Here is a 23822-nt window from a genome sequence, read left to right as displayed (position 1 = left end):
TAACCCGCCCCGGAAACGTCAGCGACGATGTTTGTCCCCACCCCGGGACCGCGACCTGAGGATCTGCGCAGGAAGCCATTACTGGACCTGGCAGGCTCTGCGTCGGCGCACCATGGCCGGCGAGGGGTTGCCCTGATTCCCCGGGTCGCCGTTGCTCGGCCACACGTGTTAGCAGAGATTCACCTCGGAACAAGACCGATTCGGTCCCACACAACGCTCTGTCGCCCTGGTTTCCCCCACCCGGATACTCCACGAAGACAAAGGACGCCTCCGATGAATATGACCGTTTCCCCTTCTCAGCGCACTCGTGCCGGTGCCATCCTCGCCGCGTCCATCGGCTCGGTCGCGGCCTTCAAGGGACTGGAATCCGTCACTCCGCCGGCGCTACCCATGCTGCAGACGGAATTCGACGCTTCCCAGGCCAGTATCGCCTGGGTTCTGACCGCAGTTCTCCTGACCGGCCCCATCGCCACCCCCATCGTCGCCCGACTCGGCGAGATCTGGGACAAGCGCCGAGTTCTACTGACAGTGCTGGTCATCGTCGCCTCGGGAACGCTGCTGTCCGCACTGTCCATCTCCATGCCCATGCTGATAGCCGGCCAACTCTTGCAAGGAATCGGTCTCAGCACGGTACCGCTGGCGATAGGGATAATCCGCGAGACCCAAAGCGCTGCGCGCACGAAGGCAGCCAACGGCCTGATGGTCGGCGCCATCTTCGGAAGCACCGCAATCGCCATGTTGGCCGCCGGGCCGATCGCCGACAATCTCTCCTACAGGTGGTTGTTCTGGACCCCCTTCCTCGTTCTGGTGGGAACCATCGTTGCCGTGTGGACGATTGTCCCGAACTCGCCGACGAGTCCGACACGAGGTGGCCGTGTCGACTTGATCGGTAGCACATTGCTGGGTGCGGGGCTTGCGATCGTCCTGCTGTCGTTGACCTACGCACCCGATTGGGGTTGGTACTCAACCCCCTTCCTCCTCCTTCTCGGTCTGGGGATTCTGGTGCTGGCGCTCTTCGCATTCGTGGAGCTGGCGGTCGACGAGCCACTTGTGGACTTGCGAATCATGTTTGACTACAACGTGATCACCGCTGCAAGCCTCATGTTCTTGGCGGGTTTCTGCATCAATGTGGTCCTGGTGGTGGTTCCGATGCAGGTGCAACAGCCATCAGAGACCGGTTACGGTCTCGGTGCCAGCGCAACGCTCACAAGTCTCATTCTGGTGGTGGCCACGCTGATAGGCCTGACGGCACCGTTGGCATCATGGTTGGACAAGAACATCAGCGCGCGGGTGGCCTCGGCAGGCGGGCCGGTTTCGGTCCTCATCTCCATGGCGGTCATGATCTCCCTGGGTGATCGGGGAAGTGGGCTTCTCGTCCTGGCGGCTGTGATGCTATGCGCCTTCGGATTCAGTATCGCGATGACTCAATCAATGAATCTTGTGGTGAGTGGCGTCCCGGCCGAGCGCGTCGCGGGGTTCAACGGAGTCACCTACGCGATCCAGGCGGTCGCCGGTACCTTCGGCGCACAGATTGCGGGCAGCGTTCTGTCCACCAACTCAGCAGATGCCTCGGCCTCCCCGTCTTGGACAGGGTTTTCCACGATCTGGGGAATCTGTGCACTCGTTGCGGCGGCGGTACTGGTGTTGGCAGTGACCAATCGAAACAACCAGCGGGTCAACACGCGATAGCCCGCCACCATGTCGACGGTGAAACTTCGCCCTTCGTGACAATCGCGTTTACACCAATCGATCGGTGCTCAGCTCAGCAGTGTTCGTATTCGGGCTGTACGCGACGCGATCACAAGGACGCTGCAGGCACCTACTGCGAACGCGAGCATCACCGCGGTTGTTGCGGTGAGCCCGACGGCATCGGAGAGTGCGCCGCCGCAGATTCCGGGTACTGCCAGTCCCAGGAACATGATCACCAGGAACAGGGAGATCGTCTCTGCTCGCCGTCCGTCGTCGGCGATGTGCCCAACCGTTGCAGTGGCTCCCATCATCATGAGTCCACACCCGGCTCCCGCCATGAGGGTGCCCCCGATCAACACCGCGGATTGGTGGGCGGCCAGCGACGGGACGATAGCCCCCCATCCCACCGCGCATGTGACTGCCCCGGACGAAAGAGCGACCAGGGGCCGGAGGCGGTGCAGCGCGAACTGAGCCACTCCGATGGCTGCGAACATGCCGAAGACAAGCAGCCCACCGGCCGATTCACCGTCCAGGTTTCCCAGGTGCGCGATGGGGGCGCCGAAAGCGGCATACAGTGCCATGCTCGCGCTCGCGACCACAGCGCCCAGGGAAGCAATCGCAAAGGGGCCCCGGTGCTGTGGGGGGCGCGGGAACCGTATCCGGTGCGTGCGTAAGGATCCGCGCTCAACTGTCTCAGGCATCAAGACCACACCGATGATGCCCAAGCCGAGCAATCCGAGTACGAGCAGGTAAGGCGCCACCGTCGCAGGGGCGACGTGCGCGACGAGGAATCCCGCTGTCAGCGGGCCGAGCGCCGACCCTACCGCAATACTCGCCGAGTTGGCCAAGGCTGCGGTCTTCTTGCGTCCGCCAGGGGCCAGGTCCATGAGCGCGGCGCCAGCAGTGCCGGTCACGATACCCGTGAATATTCCCTGTAATGCCCTGCCTATCAACAGCATTGTCACATTGACAGACGTTGCGAGCACGACGATCGCAATCACGACTCCGGCCAGTGCCGGTAGAAACGCAGCGCGACGGCCGATGTGGTCCGACAATGATCCCGCGACCAGCAGGGCCACGACCGTTCCGAGTGAGTAGCACGCGAAGGCCACGGAGAGAGTCAGATCCGAAAAGCCCCAGCGCTGTTGGTAAATCGGGTAAAGCGGTGTCAGAGCATAGCTCCCCAGAAGCCCGGTCACGATGAGCGAGACCACGACCCAGAACCCCGCCGTCGGAGGGATCTGCCAGCGCCGTCCGTCCGACGCCGCGTGGGAGATCGGCGCCTCGGACGGCTCAACATTCGAAGTGGTCACGAGATGCCGCCCTTCGCGAGCAGTGCCATCACCGATTCCAGGTGCTCGGTTGCCGCTTGCTCCGCGGCGACGGGATCCTGTGCCACGATCGAAGCAAGCAGCTGATCGTGCAGGGTGATATGGCCTTTGACGCCGCCGGCCAAGCTGTCGACTACCGCCGCGATGGACTCTCGGACCGCATCGGTCATGAAGGCATAAAGGTCCAACATCAACGAGTTGTGGGCGGCGGCCACTATCGCTGTGTGGAAGGCGAGCTCTGCATCGACTGAGGCGCCGTTGTCGCTGTGGGCCATTTCGGCTCTGCGTCGCTCGAGCGTGCGTAGGTTCTCGATATCGTCTGCGGTGCGTCGACGCGCGGCCATGCCGGCCGCGTCCCGTTCGATCATGCGACGTACATCGAGAATCTCGAGGGCTTCGCTGTTGCGGAACCGCCGGGCCAACGCGGCAGCGAACCCGTCGGTCGCGGCAACATAAGTGCCATCTCCCGGTCGCGAATCGAGGACGCCGGTGTGAACCAGGGCCCGGACTGCTTCGCGCAGCGTGTTTCTACTGACCTGTAGGTCTCTCATCAATTCCGGCTCCGGCGGAATGCGGGTTCCCACCGGCCACTCCCCCGACTCGACCAGTCGCTCGAGCTCATTGATCACCTGACCGCTGAGGGTTGTTCGGGATGTTGACCGTAAAGACACAGCTTTCTCCTGACATCTGCAATAGCAACGTGGCTGAAACTACCAAACATCCTACGGTTGGATGTATGACAACCGCCACATCTCCGCTACGCACATCTCCGGCGCTGCTGTCGGCTACCCGAACCACCGGACATCCACCCCGAACCCCAGGGCACTGCGGAACCGGCCGACTGAACCTCGCACCTTCCACCGCTCTCGAATCTCGCCCTCATCTGGGACCGCAAGAGATGGCTTGCCGCGCAAGCGGTGTCTCGATCGGCGATCACTTCCCGCGCCATTCGCGCAGCGGGATCGGCCGCCTGTCCGATCCAGTGCCTGGTGAGCGCCTGTCCCGGCATGCCTCTCGTCGGAGGCCAATCGAACGAGAACCGGAGTTCAGCGCGAACGGCATCAGCGAGTCAGCCGGTGCCCATCGTGCTCATCCGCATGGCGCTGTCACCCGTGTCGGCGTGCAGTTTGCACAAGCGCACCACCCGCTCTTGCGGATACAGATCGAGTCGGTCACCGTCATGAGCAGTGCGAGGCAGTCCAGAACGGCTCGTTCGTTCGACGCGCCGCCGCTCGTGTCCACCGCTGATAGATCATCCCCACCCTTTGATGACTGTCCGCGCTTCGAGATCCGAACGTAGTCAAAGACACGTGGCGATTCCCTCGCGTACCCCGATGCCTGAGGAGCTTTCATGTCCACCCCCGTCCCATCCACACGCCGATCGACAGATGTGTTCGCCAGTGCCGATCCGTCCGTGCTCAACGCGGTCGCGGACCGCGTACTGTGGCTGTCCACCGCGATCATCCACCACGCAAACAGAGTTCGGCCAAACACGAGCGGGCTCAAAGTCGGCGGACACCAGGCCTCGTGCGCGTCGATGGTCTCGATCATGACCTCGCTCTGGTTCGAGCAGCTACAACCGGGCGACCGCGTGTCGGTCAAACCGCATGCCTCCCCGGTGTTGCACAGCCTCAATTACCTTCTCGGCGAGCTCGACGAGAAGTACCTGACGACTCTGCGCGAGTACGGGGGCCTGCAGTCGTATCCGAGCCGATCCAAGGATCCCGACACCGTCGACTACTCCACCGGCTCGGTCGGCATCGGTGCCACCGCGCCCATCTGGGGTGCCATCGCTCGTCGGTACGTCCAGACCGCGACAGGCACAGCCGAAAGCGGTCGCCAGTACTCGCTCGTGGGCGATGCGGAACTCGACGAGGGCGCGGTGTGGGAGGCGATCCTCGATCCCGGCGTCGCCGAACTCGGTGAGGTGGTGTGGATCGTCGACCTGAACCGGCAGTCGCTCGATCGGGTGGTCCCCAACATCGCCGCCGGCCGGTTGGAGAAGATGTTCGCCGCCGCTGGGTGGCAGGTCCTGACCGTCAAATTCGGCGCGCTCTTGGAGTCGCTGTTCGCCAAACCGGGCGGAGACGCCCTGCGTACCCGCATTCTCGAGATGCCCAACCCCGAGTACCAGCGGCTGCTGCGCTGCTCGGCCGACCAGGTGCGCGATCGCCTGCCCGGTGCCGGCCCCGGCGGTGTCGACATCATGGCACTGCTTGCCGACCTGGACGACGAGACGCTGTTGGCCGCCATCCGCAACCTCGGCGGGCACGACATGGCCGCGCTGATCGAGGCCTACCGACAGATCGACGACACGCGTCCCACCGTCATCATCGCCTACACGATCAAGGGCTACGGGCTACCCACCGAAGGACATCCGCAAAACCACTCATCGCTGCTCAGTGTCCAGGAGTACCAGCAACTGGCCGAGCGGCTCGGCCGCGACCCGGATACACCCTGGGGTCGATTCGACGACGACTCCGAACCTGCACAGTTGTGCGAGACCACCGCCGCCCGCCTGCGTCGGGAACCGATTCCCCCCGCTGACGTTCCCGCCGTGCCGGTCGACAGTGGACGCACTCCGAAGGGCACCGCGAGTACCCAGGCCGGCCTGGGTCGCGTGCTGCTCGACCTCACCCGCAGCGCTCCCGAGGTCGCCAAGCGTCTGGTCACCGTCAGTCCGGACGTGAGTTCGACGACCAACCTCGCGGGCTGGGTCAACAAGGTCGGGGTGTGGTCGTCGTCCGAGCGCCGCAACTGGTTCGACGACGATCCGGAAACCCTCATGCACTGGCGCGAGAAGCCGACGGGCCAGCACATGGAACTCGGAATCGCCGAGACCAATCTCGTCGGGCTCATCGGCGAGCTCGGTGCTACATGGAGCCGCTGGGGGCAGCCACTGTTCCCGATCGGGGTGGTGTATGACCCGTTCGTCGAGCGCGCACTGGAGCCGTGGTCCTTTGGGATCTACGCCGGCGGGCAATCCATTCTGGTCGGCACGCCGTCCGGGGTCACACTGGCAGCCGAAGGCGGGGCACACCAGTCCATCAAGACGCCGTCGATCGGCCTTGAGCAGCCGGGGTGCATCTCCTACGAGCCGGCGTTCGGCATCGACGTCGAATGGACCTTGCTCGCCAGTATCGGCCGGCTCGGCAAGCCGGACGGCACATCTGCCTATCTCCGGCTGTCCACGCGTCCGGTCGATCAATCCATGGCACATGTGCCCGAGGACCCAGCAGCCCGTGAGCGCCGACGGCGGCAGGTCGTGGCGGGAGGCTACCCGCTGATCCGGCGCGAGAATCCGGCACTGACGATCGTCGGGATGGGTGCCCTCATACCCGAGGCGCTCGCTGCCGCCGGACGCCTGGAGCAGGTCGGCGTGCTTGCCGATGTCCTGTGTGTCACCAGCCCCGGGCTGCTCTTCGAAGCCCTCCAGGCACGACGGGGCCAGGGCTCGGCGTCGACGTGGATCCTCGATCAGTTGCTACCCGCCGAGCGGGCGACACCAATGGTCACCGTGCTCGATGGCCACCCCCACACCCTGGCGTTCCTCGCCGCAGTCAACCGGGTGCCGTCAGTCTCATTGGGAGTCAGTCAGTTCGGCCAAGTGGGCTCGCTCGAGGACGTATACAAACACCACGGCATCGACACCGACAGCATCGTGCGTGCCGCACTCGATGTGCTCCCGTGACTGCCTCATGCCTCGTCCAACCGGCTCTGAAGACCTCCTGCAAGGGAACACGATGACGAACACACAGTCGACGACCACCGTCGGCATGCCCGCTCTCGGCGAGAGCGTCGAAGAAGGAACGATCACCCGGTGGCTCAAGGATCCCGGCGACCGGGTGCAGGCCGAGGAACCGTTACTGGAGGTGGCCACCGACAAGGTCGACACCGAGATCCCCTCTCCGGTCACCGGTGTCCTCGTCGACATCCTGGCCGCCGAGGACGACGTCGTGGGTGTCGGAGCCGCTCTCGCCATCATCGCGACGGGCTACGCCGCCGGGGATGTCTCGGACACCGACAAAGGCACCACGGACACGCCCGCCAATCATCCAGCGGTGCGACCGGCAGCCCCACCTGCCGAAACCGAGGTCGTCAGCGCGGCACCGCCGCGGACAGCGCCACGCGAGGCGTCGTCGGTGACCGAAGGTGTGGTCGAGAAACTGCCACGCATCCGTCGCACCATTGCCGCGCGGATGGTCGAGTCCCTGCAGACCTCTGCCCAACTCACCACCGTGCTCGAGGTCGATGTCACCGAGATCGCCCGCCTGCGGCGCGCCCACAAGGACGAATTTCTCACCCGCTCCGGGGTCAAGCTGTCGTTCTTCCCGTTCTTCGCCAAGGCCGCGGTCGCTGCGCTGAGCGAACATCGTGTCCTGAATGCGTCGGTGAATCCCGACGTCACCGAGATCACCTACCACGGCGCATGTCATGTGGGCATCGCGGTGGACAGCGACAAAGGACTGATGGTCCCGGTCATCCGGGAGGCGCAGGACCTGAGCATCGAGGGACTCGCGCGAGCAATCGCAGACAAGGCCGACCGCGTCCGTACCGGCACCATCACGCCCGCCGAATTAGGCGGCGGCACCTTCACCCTGACCAACACCGGCAGCCGCGGGGCATTGTTCGACACCCCGATCATCAACCAACCGCAGACTGGCATCCTCGGCATCGGCGCTGTCGTCGAGCGTCTCATTCCATCTCGCCGCGATGACAACCTCAACATCGACGTGCGCTCGATGGCCTACCTGTCGATCTCCTATGACCACCGCGTCGTCGACGGGGCCGACGCTGCACGATTCCTCACCGCAGTGAAGCATCGACTAGAAGGAGGCTTCAGTGCTGACGACCTACGCTGACGCCTCCGTCCCGGAACTCGTCGCCGACGACCGGGCGATGATCCGCTACGCAGTCAGTTGGCTGCCGTTCGGAAGCGGCGACGAGTACATCTTCCCCGAATTCGGTATCACGCCAGCGGTTTTCTATCACAGAATCGTTCTGTTCATCGCCGCTGGATACGTGGACTTCCTGGATAGCTACACACGCGATGAACTCCGTACTTTCTGCACGCGGAAGATCGCGCTGTCGAAAGGCGAGTCGCATGTCGCATCGCTCGCCGGCTGAATCCATCGGCTTGATCTCAAGTGTCTGTTCAACCCGCCCCATCGCCGTACGGAACACCTCAAATGGATCTGATCACCACCTCATCACCACACAGTCGACCGCGAACGCCCGAGGTGCGTCACCTCATTGACGACACGCTAGCCGAAAGCAGCTGCGAGGGAGAACAACTCACTGGTGCAACGGCATTGGCGCGTAGCCTTGAAGCCCTCGCTGTCGAGGCAATCTTCGCGCTGCCGACAGCCGACATCATGCCGATGTGGGCTGCGCTGGGCGCCTCCGCGACGATCAGAACTGTCGCGGTTCGGCACGAGCAAGGGGCTGGGCACGCCGCAGCCGGATATGCCATCGCCACCGGCAGGACCGGTGTCTGCCTCGTAGCGCCAGGATCCGGAGCCACGAATCTGGTCACCGCACTGGCCGATGCAAACATGGACTCCGTCCCGATCGTCGCCATCATCGCCAACGTGCCAACAGGTTCTCTCGGTACCGACACGTCCGCCGAGATCGACACCATCGGAATGACACAGTCGATCACCAAGCACAGCTTCCGGATCAATGACCCCGGGGACATCCCTGGAGTCATCGCCCAGGCGTTCCACATCGCGTCGACGGGACGGCCGGGGCCCGTCGTCGTCGCAGTCCCGCTCGACGTCGCCACGGCCGACCTGAGGTTCGCGTGGCCGCCGCAGTTCGAGTTGCGCGGTTACAGCGTTGCCACGACGGTGGCGAACGGCGACATCAATGGAGCCGTCAGGGAAATCCGGTCCGCCCGCGCGCCCGTACTCTACATCGGCGGCGGTGTCATCAAGGCCGGTGCCTCCCGATCGCTTCGAGAACTGGCCGAACTCACGCGCATTCCCGTGGTCACCACCCTGATGGCGCGTGGCGCACTGCCAGATCACCACCCGCAGCACTATGGCATGCCCGGAATGCACGGCACGGTCGCCGCGGTCGCAGCATTGCAGAAGAGTGACCTCATCATCGCGATCGGCGCCCGCTTCGATGACCGCGTCACCGGTGAGGCCCACTCGTTCGCGCCGAACGCACGTGTCATCCATATCGACATCGACCCGGCCGAAATCGGGAAGAACCGACGCGTCGACGTCGCGATCGTCGGGCACGCACGAACCGCGATCAGGGCCCTCACACTTGCGCTGCGATCTGAGGTCGCACAACGACAGCTGCCTGATCTCGGAGGCTGGCAGGACTATCTCGACCAGATGCACCAGGACTACTCACCCAGCTACGCCGACCCCGTCAACGGAACCCTCTCCCCCGAGCGGGTCATCCAGACACTGAGCCGTTCGGTGAGTGCCGGGACCATCTTCAGCGCCGGCGTCGGACAGCATCAGATGTGGGCGGCGAACTACATCGACTTCAGTGAGCCGCGTACCTGGTTGAACTCCGGAGGACTGGGCACCATGGGTTTTGCGGTGCCCGCGGCCATCGGCGCACAGGTCGGGCATCCCGGCCGCGAGGTGTGGGCAATTGACGGTGATGGTTGTTTCCAGATGACCGGACGCGAGCTGGCCACCGCAGCGGCCGAGGGCCTCCCCATCAAGGTGGCCATCATCAACAACGGCAACCTCGGCATGGTTCGCCAACTGCAGACAATGCACTACGATGGCCGATTCCACGGTGTCGATCTCGCGACGAAGACCCGCCTCATCCCCGACTTCGTCCGTTACGCAGAAGCTCTCGGGTGTGCGGCATTCCGGTGCACCGACCGAGTCGAGCTTGACGAGACCATCCTTGCCGCTCGGTCCGTCACTGATCGGCCGGTGGTCGTTGATTTCGTTGTCTCCGACGAAACCCTGGTGTGGCCCATGATCGCCGCCGGCGCAAGCAACGACGAGATCCTGACCGCTGGAGGCGTCCGGCCGCTGTTTGAGTCCGCAGACTGACCGAACTCATTCTGATCGTGGGCTGGGCGTCGAGCACGGTGGCTCAGCACGGGCCGCGATCGGTCCCTTCGGGGCAGCTTTCAGGGCCTCGGCAGGATGCGATGCAGCTTGATTGCCGTCTCGTCCCAGTGCACGACTGCGTTGTACGTCGTGGGCTCTACCGCACACAGATTGGTTACAGACCTCCAATTGGTCCTGCGAATCCTGATCGCGCGCTTGGGTGTTCACTCGATCGTTCGCGGCCCCGGCGTGCCGCCACCACCGGCCGGGGAATCTGGTCGAGTCCCGCCGATACAAATACAGATCCCACCGATCCGCCGCGACACGCCGAGAATCCTTGGTTCGCCACGGCGTGTCTGCGTCAACATATTTGCATCCGGCTGGGCCGCCGGCCGCGAGCCCGAGTCGACCGATCAATCAGCCCACGTCGAGTATCGCGGCGAAATAGTTGTCGGACAGGGGTTTTCGGGTCTTCAGCGGCCCCAGCCGTTGCCATTGAAGGGCATGATCGGTCCGCGCTCCCCGTCCGCGTTGCGAGGCGAGATCGGCGAGTACCCACCACCCGTCGAGTGGTAGGCGCGTTTCTCGCGTCTCGGGATCAGCTTGCTGAGTCGATCACGCCAGCCTCCGTGCCCGTTTCCGCGTCCCATACAGCCAGGTTACGACCTCTCGCCGTCGCCCGGCCACCGTTCGGTGATCAGCTCGACCATCTCGTCGACCCAGGTGTCGTCGAGCGCCGCGTCGCTGCGAATGAGGATGCGGAAGATCGCGGTACCTGCGACCACCTCGGCGAGCATCGGCAGCCGGTCGTCGTCGCGACGTTCCTGACCGAAGCGGGACTCGAAGGCGGTGAGGTCGCCCGCCAGCCTCGCGATCATCTGGCTGTGGACGTCGGGCGATGCCACGGTGTCGGCGATCAGTCCGGGTAGCGCCACCCGCACCTCCGGCCGGTTGAACATCGAGCGCACGATCTCGACGAGCGCGCGGATGTCCTGTCGGACGTCCCCGGACCCCGTCGGCGGTGTCAGGACCTCCGCCGACAACACCGCCTCGTGGACCAGCTGCGCCTTACCCGACCATCGCCGGTAGATGGCCGCCGTGGTCGTTCCGGCACGAGCGGCTATCGCCGACAACGACAGCGCGGGATAGCCGGTCTCGAGAATCAGCTCGCGGGTGGCGGCGATGATCGCGGCGTCGATTCGACCATCTCGGGGCCGCCCCGCCGATATCGGCCTCTTGTTATCACCTCGACGATCTGGTGTCATGGATCACATTCTAGTTCCAATGCAATGTGCGTCGTATTGATAGGGAGATTCGGTGGAGCTGAGCCCCCTCGACGAGTATCCGATCCATCAGACGCCCGCGCCGATCACCTGGCCGGCCACCTCCGACCGGAACTTCTACGACCGCTCGTACTTCAACGTGCTCGACCAGCAAGGCCGTTTCATGGCCTTGACCGGCATCGGCTACTATCCGCGTCTGGGCGTCAAGGACGCCTACTTCGTCGTCCGCCGCGGCGACACCCAGACCGCTGTTCATCTGAGCGACGCGATCGACGACGACCGACTCCACCAGAACGTCAACGGATATCGCCTCGACGTCGTCGAGCCACTACAGCAGATGCATCTGACCCTCGCGGACACCGAGGGCATCGCCGCCGACCTCACCTGGCGCGGATTGTTCCCGGCAGCGCTGGAGAAGCCGCACACCATGCTCACCGAGCGGCGAGTCACGTTGGAGGCGTGCCGCTTTGCCCAAGTGGGTTCCTGGGAGGGATGGATCGACGTCGACGGCGAACGACTGACCGTCGAACACGACACCAGTGTGGCGAGCCGCGACCGGTCGTGGGGTATCCGGCCGGTCGGCGAGCCGGAATCGCCCGGACGTCCCGACACCGCTTTCCGCGGAATGTGGTGGCTCTACCTGCCATTGGCGTTCGACGACTTCGTATTGTTCCTCATCCTGCAGGAGGACCCCGACGGTCATCGCAGTCTCTACGACTGCACCCGTCGGTGGCGCGACGGGCGCATCGAGCAGCTCGACGGCGTACGGGTCACCATCCACTACACCGCCGGGACCAGGATTCCGCACGGCGCGCACATCGAATTCCTCAATCGCGCGGGTGAGCAGATCTCACTCGACGTCGAGTCGAAGTTGTTCGCGCCCATTGCCTTCGGGTCGGGCTACGGTGGCGATTCGACGTGGGCGCACGGCACGTGGAAAGAGGGCCCGTTCGCCGAACGCGTCACCTTCGATCTGACGGACGCGCAGGTGATGGCCCGCGCGCCCTTCAGCCTCATCGATCACGTCGGGAGTGCGGTGTGCACCGAGGCCGACGGCCGACAACATCGCGGCGCCGGCCTGTTCGAGCACGGCATCATCGGCCCACACCATCCGTCGGGTTTCTCCGACTGGACCGACGTGGCGGGATAGGCAACGCCATGAAGATCATGACCGCACTCTTCGGACCCACCGACGCCGTGGACCGGGCGAACCTCCTGAAGGAGGCCGGCGCGTCCGGCGTCTTCACCTTCGAGGGGCCGTTCGATGTGTTCACTCCCCTGGTGCTGGCCTCGTCGGTCGACGGCCTCGACCTCATGTCCAACGTCGCGATCGCTTTCCCGCGCAACCCGATTCAACTCGCCCACCAGGCCAACGACCTGCAATTGCTCAGCAAGGGACGGTTCGTCCTGGGGCTCGGCACCCAGGTGCGCGCACAGATCGAGAAACGCTACGGTACCGAGTTCGATCGGCCGGTCGAGCGCATGACGGAGATGGTCGGTGCATTGCGTGCGATCTTCGCGACGTGGAACGACGGCGAACGATTGAACTTCCGCGGTGAGTTCTATCGCCACACGCTGATGACCCCGACGTTCAACCCCGGCCCCAACCCGTATGGGCCGCCACCGATCTATCTGGGCGCGTTGGGTCCTCGGCTCACCCGTGCGACGGCCGAGGTGGCCGACGGTCTGTTGGTGATGCCGTTCGGGTCCACACGCTTTCTGCACGGCACGACGCTGCCCGCGGTACGCGACGGCCTTGCCAGGGCCGGGCGGAGCGCGGACGAGTTCACGGTGATCCCCGAGATCATCGTGTCGGTCGCCTCCGGTCACGACGACGACCACACCTCGACGCGAATGTTGCTGGCCTTCTACGGTTCCACCCCCGCATACCGACCTGTGCTGGACGCGCACGGATGGGGCGACCTGCAGCCCGAACTCAATGCGATGTCCAAACAGGGGCGTTGGCAGGAGATGGCTGCGCTCATCGACGACGAGATGCTGCACACCATCGCCGCATGCGGGACGCCCGCCGAGATCGCCGCGCACATCCGCGACCGCGTCGACGGTGTCTCCGACAGCATCTGTCTCTACCAGCCACGCCCGATCGCGGTCGAGGCACTCGCGGAAATCGTTGATGCGCTGGGCGGTTCCCGATGACAGCGGCCACCGTCGAGTTCGACGACATCACCGACGACCGGTACGGCGGCAAGGCCGCCGGCCTTGCACGTCTGCGCGCTCTGGGGCTGCCCGTCCCGGTCGGTTTCGTGGTCGCGGATGCCTCGGTGGACGGATCTCTCGACCGCGTGACGGCCCGGTTCGGCGAGATGGCCTCCGCCGGAACGACTCCGGTGGCCGTACGGTCCTCCGCGGCCGGGGAGGACGGGAGCGAACAGTCCTTCGCCGGCCAATACGACACCGTGCTCGGCGTCGACTCCATCGACGCCTTGACCGAGGCCATCCACACGTGCGCCGCCTCGGTGCACTCCGCACGCGCGTCCGCCTACAGCGGTCACACCGCGGCAACCATGAATCTGGTCGTTCAGCGAATGGTCGACGCGCGGGCCGCCGGAGTGGTGTTCACCGCGGACCCGGCGTCGGGTCGCCGCGACCTGATGGTGATCGATGCCGTCGCCGGACTCGGTGAGTCGCTGGTCGACGGGACCTCGGCTCCCGATCACCTCGTCCTCGACAAGGAGGGTGCACCGGTGGTCGCGGAATACGTTGCCGCTCCGGTGTTGTCACCGCAGGAGATCGACCTGATCAGGGCGGGTGCGCTGCGCGCGGCACACGAATGGGGTATGCCGATGGACCTCGAGTGGGCCATCGACCGGTCGGGCAACCTCTGGTGGCTGCAGGCCCGGCCGATCACCACCTTGCCGGGTGATCTCAACGAGATGGACTCGCCCGTCGCCGGCGCCGACCACGTGTACACGCGGTGCAACATCGGCGAGATGATGCCGGGTGCGTTCTGCCCGTTGACCGCATCGGTGTCCGGGTTCGCGATCGACTATGCGATGCAGACGATTCAGGTCGTCGCGCGGGCACAGGAGGGTTACCACACGCCGTGGCTGCAGGTCGGATACTTCTACGGCCACATGTTCCTCAACCTCACCGAGGGCACGGCGCTGAGTTCCGGGATTCTGGGGAACTCGCTGGAACAGTTCTCGACCTCGATCTGCGGCCGCGTGGTCGATGAGCTGGAACCGAAACCGGCACAACCATTCTTGCGCAAGCTCGGCAGCACGATCAGGCTGACCACCCATGCGCTGACGGTGGGGCCGGCGATCCGCCGGATGCCTTCTGACATCGCCGGTTTCCGTGTTCCGACCAGCTCGGACCCACGGGCCGTGCTGCGGCAGTTGGACGACGGCGTGCAGTTGTACTGCGACATCACGCTCACACACGTCCGTTCATCGTCACGCGCGGCCGTCGCGGCCAATGTCCTCGAGAGCGTGATGGTTCGCCGGGTGGTCACCGACGGCCGTGATGAGGACGAGGGCAAAGCTCAGGCCGCCCGCCTCATGTCAGGGGCATCGGGGGTCGAGAGCGCCGAGACGCTCGCCGAACTCGACGAGGTCGTGCAGACGATCGCGGCCGACACAGCCATCGCCGACGAATTCCTCTCCGCAACACCGGAAGACGCGGTCACCGCCTTGCAGGCGGCGCCCGGGGACGCGGGAGTCGCCTTGCGGAAGTTCCTGGAGCGCCACGGCCACCGCGGATACCGCGAACTGTGCATGCGCGACCCGTCCTGGGCCGACGATCCCGCCGGGCTGGGGACGATGATGCAGGTCATGGTGCGATCGACGACCGAGCGGCCCGGTCGGGAACCGAGCCGCGCCCCGACACCCGAGCACTCCTCGCCGACGATTCGCCTCCTGGCACGCCTGGCGCAGGGCGGCGCGCGTGGACGCGAGGAAACGAAATCGCGGATGGCGTTGATGGCCCACCAACTCAAGCGGGGCTACCGCCATCTCGGCGAGGTGCTCGCCGAGAGCGGACGGCTCCCCGACGCCGATCTCGTCTTCTTCTTCGACCGAGCCGAGTTGCGGCGGGTCGTCGACGCCGAGGACATCACCGACCTCGTACAGAGCGCCATCCGACGACGAGAAGCGTTGGCGTTTCAGGACTCCCTCGAATTCGACGACGTCTCGGTCGGGCGTCCGTCCCCGCGCCTGACCGTCGCCGAACGTGACGTCGCCGACGATCGGATCGTGGGTCGACCGGCGAGCAGAGGTGTCGTGGAAGGCACAGTGCGAGTGGCGAAGACGATCGGTGAGGCGCGTGATGTCCGGTCCGGGGAGATCCTCGTCGCGCCGGTCACCGACGTCGGATGGACGCCGTATTTCACCGTGATCGCCGCTCTGGTCACCGACATCGGGAGTTCGGTCTCCCACGGCGCCGTGGTAGCCCGCGAATACGGCTTACCCTGCGTCGTGAACACCCTGGTCGGCACTCACCTGCTCCGGACCGGTGACCGAGTGCGAGTGGATGGGGACCGCGGGGTCGTGGTTCGGGTCGATCACGACGACCCTGGCGATATCAGGAACCCTTGACGTCATGAACCGGCCCACACCAGGTTCCCGGTCGAGGACGGTTCACAGATCATCGTGGTGCTCCGGACGCGCCGAGGGTTGCCGAATCGACGCCTGCGAGACAGTCGTCGAGCCAGTCGTAAACGACCGCGTCCCACGCTTTCTGCCCCCGGCCGCCGCAGTGTCCGGCGATGCCGGTACCCGCCACGGGCGTGCATATCGTCTTGTGTTCGACGGCCAATGCACTGTAGAGCTCCGCACCGTGCCCACCGACAGGATCTCCGGGAGATTCCATGATCAGTGTGGGACAACCGATGTCGGCGGCCCGATCAGTCATAGTGTAGGTCCTGAGTTCCGCGAGGTAGTCGGCAACGGTACGCACTCCGTGGGATGCCATGCGTGCACCGAAGAAGTCGGCCCGTTTCCGGCTGACCCGGCTCAGTACCGTCATGAGCGGTGCCGCGATACGGCCCTTCCAGCCACCGGGGATCTTCGCCCCCATGTCGGGTTGGGCGGGGTCGCAGATCATCGCGACGATGCGGGGCTCGGAGGCGACCGCACGTGGGATGAGATACCCGGCGAAGGAACGGCCCATGGCGACGATCCGTTGGGGGTCGACGCTTGGTGCGGCGCTCAGCCAGTCGACGATCGGCGATAGGACGTGCTCGTAGTCCGGTCGAAAGAAGATGCGGTGCAGATAGAGTGACGCTCCCTGGCCTGGTCCTTCCACGCTGAGAACGTTGTACCCACGCGCGAGCGCGCCTTGGGCGAAGATCCATCCCGATTCGGCGGTGGAGTCGTATCCGCAGGGCATCACGATGGTCGGAGAAAGTCGATTCGGGTCGGTCACCGGCCGGAAGAGCCAGGCGTGAATGTCGGTGCGGCCGCCGACCGTGGACCGATTGTCGGCGTACGGAATCGCGACCTCGTCGGCGACGATGGGCACCGAGGTGTGCGGCAACAGTTCCATGGCGTGACGGAAGGTGTCGCAGTGCGCGTGATAGGCGTCGTGCAATCGCTGATCGTCGAGATCGGCACGAAGGAAGTAGTACGCCTGCCGGTAGTACTCACTGGCACGAAGGTACGACTGGTGGGCGGTGATGAGGTGGCCGGTGACGTGTGCTGTCTCGGCGGATTCCCGAGCCGATTCGGCGCGGGCCATCCAGTGGGTGTACCAGCGTTGCGTGTTGTACCTTCCGCCGATCAGGTCAGCGGTGGCGTGGGCTTCGCCGAGATCGGCGGCGCCGACGGCCGCGGCCTGCAGTGTGCGACTGAACTGTCCGTCGAACTCTTCGTCGGACATCGCCAGGTGCTGTGTCATGAGTACCTCCACGGTGGATGTCGAATCACGAGGTCCGTCGACCCTGGTCGTGATGTGACAAGAAGACCGTACGGTCCTCACAAAACGCTCACATGCCGGCGAAGCGCTCGTGATCACCCATGACGAGTGCGTCTCGAGCATCGGCAATACCTGCGCGCCACCCCTGGTCGAAGGCCGTGTTCTCGTCGTCGCGGCACCGGCGGATGGCGTCGTGCGTGAACGGATGGCGCGGCCACTCCATGCCCGCGTCCAGCGCGTAGGTGCGTGCGACCGCGAACGCCCGGCCGGCGCGGTTCACCTCACCGGCCGCGGCCAGGTGGTTGCCGCGCTGTTCGACCGTGTCACAGATCTGTACGCCCCCGGCGTCGAGGTACGCGTGAAACGCCTGGTCATTCCAGCGAAGTCCCATGCGGGTGTCGCCGCTGATCAGAGCTCGGATACCCAGCATCACGGCCGCGAGATGGATGGCCAGTGGATCGCCCAGTTCGGCTCCGAGCGCGAGTGCGGTGTGGGCATGGTGCGTGCCTTCCGCCACGTTGCCGGCCGTCAGCTCGCACAGAGCTTTGGTTGCGGTCACGATGGCTGCCTCGCGAGAACCCGTGGCCAGTGCGTCCCAAGCCCGCTGTGCGAAGATGCTCGCCAGGGCGTGGTCGTCACCTGTCCAACTCGCCAGGGCGAGAAAGGCGAAGCGCCGGCAGCCGACGTCGGGGTCCGGGTCGTCCACGACGATCGCCGTGTCGAGGTCATCGGGTGACAGTGCGGTCAGATGCCGGTGCGCTTCGGCAGTCTGCTGACTGAATGCCAACGCTGCACCGAAACAGGCAGTCACCATCGCGCTCGTACGCGCCGAACACCTGCCCCGCGAACAGGTTTCGGATGCGATGCGGAGCAAGCGGATACCGGCGGCGAGACGTCGGCGGAGGTACCAGTACGGGCCGAGCTGTTCGATCAGGTCGATGTGGGTGTCGAGGCGAGCGGGGTCGCTCACCACGGACTCGAGAAAGGCGAGCACCGTGGAGACATCATTGTCGACGCGGGCGAGGTCTCGCGCCGAGGACACGGTGCTGTGCATCGGAGTCGTGGCCAGAATCGCGGTGACTGCGTGGTCTCGTCGTCGTACCGCCTCGAGTGCAGCTGGTCGGTCCAGTACTCGAGCGTGCTCGGCGATCGTGTCGAGAATGGTGAATCGGGTCGGCCGGAGTCGGTCACCGCGGATGGGCCACAACAACGAGCGGCGACAGAGTTCGGCCAGATCATCGGCGACGTCGGCGCCGCACACGGCTTCGGCCAGCGCCGAGGTGAACGGATTGCGCAGAGCGGTGAGGCGGAGATACCGGCGCGCCAGGCCGACATCCAGGGACTCGTAGGCCAGCCGGAAAGCGCGGTCGATCGGCTCGGGGACCGCACTTCCGAATTGGTCGGCCACTTCCCGCACCGAGAACGTCGCCATCCGGGCCGCGGCGAGTTCGAGACCCAGTGGCAATCCACCCATCGCCGTACAGATCCGGTCGAGATCGTCGAGGTCGGCGGCGTCGGGATCGAAGACGCCACGGGCAACGCGGATACGGTCGACGAGAAGTTGCTGAGCGGGTGACGGGCCGCCGGTGCGACCGATGTGGACGGTCAATGGGTGCACGGTCAGCACCCGCTCGCCCCGTACCCCCATTGGTCCGCTCGAGCCGAGAATCGTCACTGCGGCGCAACGTTGCAGGATCGCGTCGACAACGTCGACGTCCTCGGACGACATGGGGCCGTCGAGAACAAGTAGCACTGACATCGTCGCCAGATGATCACACACCTGATCGAGACCTGCGGTGGAGTCTGCCGCGGGCTGGATTCGCATCGTGGTGAGGACGGTCTCGGCCACGCCCGCATCGGTGCTCCGGTCGATGAACCACACGCCATCGTCGAACGAATCGGCAACGCGCCGTGCCGCTTCCAGCGCCAGGCGCGTCTTGCCGACACCCGGGATGCCATCGAGCGAGACGGCGCGTTCCGATTCGAGCAACCGCACGGTCTCGGCGAGTTCGGCGGCGCGCCCAACGAACGACGTGTGTTGCGACGGCAGATGGAGCCGTCTGACGCTCCTATTGTGCTGGCCGAGAGCGTGGCGATGAGCCGCACGAATCTCGTCTCCCGGGGTGACGCCGAGTTCGGTCGCGAGGAGTTCGCGAGCGTCGCGGTACGCGGTGAACGCCTCGGCGCGTTGGCCGGTCGCGGCGAGGGCCGCGATCTTCAGCGCCCACGCGTGCTCGTCGAGCGGGTCCCGGGTGATCAATGCTTGGGCCTCGTCGATCGCCCGATGGTGCTGACCCGATTCCGCGCTCAGATCGGCCCGACGGGTCAGCAACGCTGTCCGGATGACGTCCAGCTGCCGACGGGCCTGATCGAGGCCTGGGGAGGGCGCAGCCGTGGTGAACGGCTCGCCGCGCCACGTCGAGAGCACCGCGTCGAGTGCCGACGGGTCCACCACAGCACCGCTGAGCACCGCGACGCCGGCGGCATCGAAATCGATCGAGTCCACCGACACCTCAGCGAGATCGAGCCGATACCCGGCGCGTTCGGTGATGATCACCGGCGGAAAGCCCTCCGGTACCAATGCTTTCCGCAACCGCCACATCTGCGATTCCAGCGCCCGCTGGGTCTTTGCCGGGGCGTCGGCGCCCCACACCTCGGCAATGAGCGTAGACGCGGGGACCGGCCTCCCGGCGTGAGCACACAGCAGCGCGAGAATCGTCCGGGGTTTGGTGCCGCCAGGATTGACAATGACACCATCCCGCCAGACCACCATCTCGCCGAGATCCCGGATCACGAACATGACGGGTCTCGCGCAGAGCTACTCGATGCGACTGGATTCTTCACTTGCTGCTCCTGGTCACTCACCCCGACTTCGTTTTGCCTCTGCGACGCCGGGAAAGTCGTCTATTGCCCCAGCTCGTTCTCTGACTCGCTGAGCAGTGCCTCCAGTACCGGTATCAGGTCCGACACGTCCATCGTCGCTGCTGTCCACACGATGGAACTGTCTACCTGGGCATACCCATGCACAAGGACGTTACGCATGCCAATAATCTTGTGTACGTGCGGTATTCGTGCAGCCAGGTCCTCATCAACCCGCCGAAGGTTGCGAAGGGCTTCCCCGACGATCTCAATCTGACGTTCGGTCGCAGACTCCACCAACAAGTCACCGATGTAACGCTCAATCGGGACATTGGCGACGATCAGCCCAACGTTTTGCGCTGCGGTCAACGCGTCCCAGATGTATCCCGCTGTGCTGTTGTCAGGCCGCGTAGACATCTTCAGCGCTGTCGAAGATCGACTTGGCGACATAGGGATTCTTCACCGCGTTGGCCACCACCAAGTCCACATCACGCCCGACGATCTGTTCAAGCGCCGCTTTGAGGTCAAAGTAGTCATGAAACACGTTCTCGCGGCCGCTCTTGAACTCGACCAGGAAATCGACATCGCTCCGGCCCGGATCGAAGCGCTTGGTCAGTACCGAACCGAAGACGCGTAACCGCTTGACGCCATACCGGACGCATACACCAGCGATCGCCTCAGCGTCGAGCGGGATCGCGGTGGTCATGCCTCAGTCTCTCAGACTCCGAGCCGCATTTCGACAATCAGACCGACCTGCAAACGAGATCTCAGTGGAGCTAAGGGGAATCGAACCCCTGACCTACTCGATGCGAACGAGTCGCGCTACCAACTGCGCCATAGCCCCGTGCCGGTCCGGAAACCGACCGTTGACACTCTAGCAGCACCGCCCGCGCACCTCACAAACGCCAGGTCACACCGTGTCGTGACCTCGTGCCGCTATCCTGCACCTCGTGGCCGAGATGAAGAATGAGCAGTTGGCAAGAGCGTTGGACGCAGCGATCGCGGTGATCGATCCGCTCCTCGACGTGCTGGCCGAACGGGACCCGCTGGGACTGAAGGCACACACCTTCGACGAGGGCGACCATTCGGGGATCGCCGCAGTCCAGCACACCGTTGCCAAGGCGCTCGACGTCGCCGACTGGCCGGGCACCAAGGGCTGGACGGAGCTGTCGATGAAGGACCGCGCCGACTGGTGGATCAGTCGGCTCGGCACCGTCAACACCATCGCCGTCGCCTATCCCGGCGCACTGGGCGCGTGGGCCAAGGTGTTGCCCCTGGCAACTCCGCTGGGCTTCGCCAATCAGGCCACGGTCCTCGTCGCGATCGCCCGCGAGTACGGCGTCACCGATCGCGCGTGGCAGATCCGCCTGCTCGCGTCGGTGCTGTGCGACCGCGACCTCCCCGATGACGCTCTCCCGGCGTCGGTGACACCGGTCGGCCCGGAGAACGCAACCTCGAAGCGATCGGCGCTGCGTCTGCTGTGGGACATCGCGCAGATCCTGCGCAAGGTCGACGCACAGATGAGTCGACGCCCCCAGCCGCCCCGACCGTTCTCGACGCTGTCGTGGGTTCCGCTACTGGGAGCGCCGTCGCTCTACATCGGGGAACGGCTGGCGCTGTGCCGCGCCGTCCGGTCGGGACGCGAATGGATTGTCGCGCACCCGGAGTCGCTGGATGTCAGCCGGCGGCGGCCTGCCGGAAGTCCTCGTCCTCGCGCATGACGCGACGCCGCTGGAACGGCGGCAGATGGTCGAACACCGGGTCCTCGTCGTCGATCTCGAGGACCACCGCACCACCGGGACGACGTAGCCGCGGCGGCGGTGGGGCGGCAGCGAACTCCGGCGTCTGCATCTCGCGGCGCTCGCGCTCTGCGTCGGCCTTCGCGGCGCGACGTGCGCGGGCGATGCGCTGGGCCCGAATCTGCTGCTCTGCCTTGACGGTTCGCCGCAAGTAGAACAGGTATCCGACGAACAGCACGCCCGACACCCCGGTGGCGATCCAGCCATATTGGCCGAACAGCACACCGCAGACAATGGCCGCAATGACCATTGCCGCGAGTGCCAGGGTGACCCGCTGGCGCTCCTTGTAGCGCAACGCGTCGCCGGTCGCATCGATCGTGTACGCACTCCGACGACGAGACTTCCTGTCCTGCTTGACCTCCGGAACCGTTTCCTTCGCCGCGGCAGGTGTTGCCTCCCGACGCTTCCGGATACCTTCGAGTTCTTCGTCGACCTCGTCCTCGAGATCTAGTTCGTCGTCGTAGTCGTCATCGTCATACTCGTCGTACTCGGAATCCTCGTAGTCACCGTCGAGATCGTCCTCGTACTCGGCGTCCTCGTCGTCATACTCGGCATCTTCGTCGTAGTCATCGTCGAACTCGGCGTTCTCGTCATCGTCGTACTCGTCGTCGAGTTCGGCGTCCTCGTACTGCGACTCGTCGTCGAGTTCGTCGTCCTCGTCCTCGTCGAGCAGGTCCACCTCGACCTCGACGACATCGACCTCGACACGAGTGATGGTGACCTTCTCGGCCACTGCGTCCTCGGTGTCGTCGGCTTCGTCGGTCTCGACGTCACCGGTAAGCACCTCGTCGGCGTCGGAGTGAACCGACGAATCCGCTTGTGCAGTCAAGTCTTCGGCGTCGCCATCGACGGTGTCGCCGTCACCGGCAACATTGTCCTCGGTGGCATCGTCCTCGGCGTCGAGAACGGCGGCCGCCGAGCGACGAGCGGTCGTGCGTTCGGCGACGTAGCTCGGGTCGTGCGGGTGTGCACCGGCCGCGCGCCGCCGCCGGGTGCTGCGGGTTCGGGTGCCACCACGATGGAGGAGACGGGTCGCCTTGGCGACCTCGGTGGTCTTCTTGGTCTGCGGGCGACCCTTGATCACCATCGGCACCAACACGAAGAGCCACACCGCAACGAGGCAGATCCACAGGACGGAGTTCGGCATGGCTCTCCCTTTCTTCACTCTGGTTACACCGGGCCACTCCACAATCTAGGTGCGGACGCGCCGCATCCTGCGCAGACGCGCCGGGGCACACCCGAATCAGTCCAGTTCACATGCACTTCTCAGCGGACGCGCTTGGTCATTCGGCGATGAAGCGCGCGTCGACGGTCACCGACAACTCGATGTCGCGGGATCGCAGGTCGAGCGATGGCGAGCCGCCGTCGCCGGCGGGCGCGCCGGCGGCCAGCAGTGCCCGGGGCATCGGCTGGTGGGCGTCGAGCATCTCCGGGTCGGCGAGTTGGGTCGGGGTGACCGGCCCGCGCCCGACCGCATCGGCGTAGGCCTGCGCCTTGAGTACCGCATCCTCGACGGCCGCGCGCCGCAACTCCCCCTCGTGCCGACGCCGGCTCTCCGGGGTGAGCGCCCACCGCACGCCGGCGATGTCGACCCCGGATTCCTGCGCCCACACGTCGATGAACCCGCCCAACGCGTCGACGTCGGCGAACTCGATGTCGACGCCGATGTTGGTGGAGTACACGAGGTCTCGCAGCTTGCCCTTCGCGTCATAGGGCCGATGGGAATAGACATGCACGGTGTCGCTCGACCACGTCGCCACAGCGTCGGTACCGGCCAGTTCGTCGAGCGTCGCGATCAGACGCGCATGCACCTCGATCGCGTCGCGGTACACCGCTTCCCGTTCACTCCCCGACACCGCCACCCGAAGGTGCACCACTGCCCGCTCGGGCGCGTATTTCCCGTCGGCGTTGCCGCGGACGATGATCTCCAGCTGCGTCATGGCCCGATGCTACGGA

Annotated in this window: 19 protein-coding genes and 1 tRNA gene; 9 read left to right on the top strand and 11 right to left on the bottom strand. The window is 65.2% G+C overall.

Annotated elements, in window-relative coordinates; all coding sequences use genetic code 11:
- The first annotated feature begins 273 nt into the window (after positions 1-273).
- On the top strand, positions 274-1689 hold the full coding sequence (locus J6U32_RS09250; protein ID WP_208794906.1) for an MFS transporter: 1416 nt from the start codon (positions 274-276) through the stop codon (positions 1687-1689).
- Between the two features lie 68 nt (positions 1690-1757).
- On the opposite strand, the gene J6U32_RS09245 is transcribed toward J6U32_RS09250, so the two are convergent.
- Together J6U32_RS09245 and J6U32_RS09240 are read right to left on the bottom strand one after the other, a co-directional pair.
- Positions 1758-3002 (bottom strand): MFS transporter, encoded by a 1245-nt coding sequence (locus J6U32_RS09245; RefSeq protein WP_208794904.1) that lies wholly within the window; start codon positions 3000-3002, stop codon positions 1758-1760.
- The gene (locus tag J6U32_RS09240; RefSeq protein ID WP_244332743.1) at positions 2999-3604 is read right to left on the bottom strand and encodes a FadR/GntR family transcriptional regulator; all 606 of its coding nucleotides are present in this window, start codon (positions 3602-3604) and stop codon (positions 2999-3001) included. The genes J6U32_RS09245 and J6U32_RS09240 overlap by 4 nt, the downstream gene beginning before the upstream one ends.
- A 767-nt stretch (positions 3605-4371) precedes the next feature.
- On the opposite strand from J6U32_RS09240, the gene J6U32_RS09235 reads away from it, so the two are divergent.
- The 4 genes from J6U32_RS09235 (at position 4372) to ilvB (ending at position 10051) form a co-directional block, all read left to right on the top strand.
- The gene (locus tag J6U32_RS09235) at positions 4372-6711 is read left to right on the top strand and encodes a transketolase-like TK C-terminal-containing protein (protein WP_208794900.1); all 2340 of its coding nucleotides are present in this window, start codon (positions 4372-4374) and stop codon (positions 6709-6711) included.
- Positions 6712-6763: 52 nt separating this feature from the next.
- Positions 6764-7882, top strand: a complete 1119-nt coding sequence (locus tag J6U32_RS09230) for a 2-oxo acid dehydrogenase subunit E2 (RefSeq protein ID WP_208794898.1) — start codon at positions 6764-6766, stop codon at positions 7880-7882.
- Positions 7863-8147: a hypothetical protein gene (locus J6U32_RS09225; RefSeq protein ID WP_244332741.1), complete on the top strand. Its 285-nt coding sequence runs from the start codon at positions 7863-7865 to the stop codon at positions 8145-8147. Before J6U32_RS09230 ends, J6U32_RS09225 begins: the two co-directional genes overlap by 20 nt.
- 62 nt (positions 8148-8209) lie before the next feature.
- Complete coding sequence (gene ilvB / locus J6U32_RS09220) at positions 8210-10051, top strand: biosynthetic-type acetolactate synthase large subunit (protein WP_208794896.1); 1842 nt, start codon at positions 8210-8212, stop codon at positions 10049-10051.
- Positions 10052-10524: 473 nt separating this feature from the next.
- Here ilvB and J6U32_RS09215 read toward each other — a convergent pair whose 3' ends face one another.
- Both J6U32_RS09215 and J6U32_RS09210 read right to left on the bottom strand, forming a co-directional pair.
- On the bottom strand, positions 10525-10701 hold the full coding sequence (locus J6U32_RS09215) for a hypothetical protein (protein WP_208794894.1): 177 nt from the start codon (positions 10699-10701) through the stop codon (positions 10525-10527).
- A gap of 9 nt (positions 10702-10710) precedes the next feature.
- Positions 10711-11316: a TetR-like C-terminal domain-containing protein gene (locus J6U32_RS09210; protein WP_208794892.1), complete on the bottom strand. Its 606-nt coding sequence runs from the start codon at positions 11314-11316 to the stop codon at positions 10711-10713.
- Between the two features lie 52 nt (positions 11317-11368).
- On the opposite strand from J6U32_RS09210, the gene J6U32_RS09205 reads away from it, so the two are divergent.
- The 3 genes from J6U32_RS09205 to J6U32_RS09195 are packed head-to-tail and all read left to right on the top strand — an operon-like array spanning position 11369 to position 15890.
- The gene (locus tag J6U32_RS09205) at positions 11369-12484 is read left to right on the top strand and encodes a hypothetical protein (protein WP_208794891.1); all 1116 of its coding nucleotides are present in this window, start codon (positions 11369-11371) and stop codon (positions 12482-12484) included.
- An 8-nt stretch (positions 12485-12492) separates the two neighbouring features.
- Positions 12493-13491, top strand: coding sequence for a TIGR03617 family F420-dependent LLM class oxidoreductase (locus J6U32_RS09200; protein ID WP_208794889.1), 999 nt, complete (start codon positions 12493-12495; stop codon positions 13489-13491).
- Entirely contained in the window at positions 13488-15890 is a 2403-nt protein-coding gene (locus J6U32_RS09195) for a PEP/pyruvate-binding domain-containing protein (protein ID WP_208794880.1), read from the top strand. The genes J6U32_RS09200 and J6U32_RS09195 overlap by 4 nt, the downstream gene beginning before the upstream one ends.
- Positions 15891-15939: 49 nt before the next feature.
- On the opposite strand, the gene J6U32_RS09190 is transcribed toward J6U32_RS09195, so the two are convergent.
- The 5 genes from J6U32_RS09190 to J6U32_RS09170 form a co-directional block, all read right to left on the bottom strand.
- Positions 15940-17190 (bottom strand): alpha/beta hydrolase family protein, encoded by a 1251-nt coding sequence (locus tag J6U32_RS09190; RefSeq protein ID WP_244332739.1) that lies wholly within the window; start codon positions 17188-17190, stop codon positions 15940-15942.
- A gap of 88 nt (positions 17191-17278) precedes the next feature.
- Positions 17279-20008 (bottom strand): AfsR/SARP family transcriptional regulator, encoded by a 2730-nt coding sequence (locus J6U32_RS09185; RefSeq protein ID WP_208794876.1) that lies wholly within the window; start codon positions 20006-20008, stop codon positions 17279-17281.
- A 104-nt stretch (positions 20009-20112) separates the two neighbouring features.
- Positions 20113-20436, bottom strand: coding sequence for a HepT-like ribonuclease domain-containing protein (locus J6U32_RS09180; protein WP_208794874.1), 324 nt, complete (start codon positions 20434-20436; stop codon positions 20113-20115).
- 31 nt (positions 20437-20467) lie between these two features.
- Positions 20468-20773, bottom strand: coding sequence for a nucleotidyltransferase family protein (locus tag J6U32_RS09175; RefSeq protein WP_208794873.1), 306 nt, complete (start codon positions 20771-20773; stop codon positions 20468-20470).
- Between the two features lie 65 nt (positions 20774-20838).
- Positions 20839-20911: transfer RNA gene (locus J6U32_RS09170), tRNA-Ala, on the bottom strand.
- A 106-nt stretch (positions 20912-21017) separates the two neighbouring features.
- Between J6U32_RS09170 and J6U32_RS09165 the strand changes: the two genes are divergently transcribed.
- On the top strand, positions 21018-21788 hold the full coding sequence (locus J6U32_RS09165; protein WP_208794871.1) for a hypothetical protein: 771 nt from the start codon (positions 21018-21020) through the stop codon (positions 21786-21788).
- Here the strand turns inward: J6U32_RS09165 and sepX are convergent.
- Together sepX and J6U32_RS09155 are read right to left on the bottom strand one after the other, a co-directional pair.
- Positions 21745-23013, bottom strand: coding sequence for a divisome protein SepX/GlpR (gene sepX / locus J6U32_RS09160; RefSeq protein ID WP_208794870.1), 1269 nt, complete (start codon positions 23011-23013; stop codon positions 21745-21747). The two genes, J6U32_RS09165 and sepX, sit on opposite strands and share 44 nt — an antisense overlap.
- A gap of 136 nt (positions 23014-23149) precedes the next feature.
- A complete protein-coding gene (locus tag J6U32_RS09155; protein WP_208794868.1) occupies positions 23150-23806 on the bottom strand; it encodes an SIMPL domain-containing protein in 657 nt (218 codons plus the stop codon).
- Positions 23807-23822: the final 16 nt, after the last annotated feature.

The sequence above is a fragment of the Gordonia polyisoprenivorans genome (assembly GCF_017654315.1).
GTDB classification, from domain to species: domain Bacteria; phylum Actinomycetota; class Actinomycetes; order Mycobacteriales; family Mycobacteriaceae; genus Gordonia; species Gordonia polyisoprenivorans_A.
Note: the sequence above shows the minus strand (reverse complement) of the source record. Positions and strands in the feature narration are given on the sequence as shown.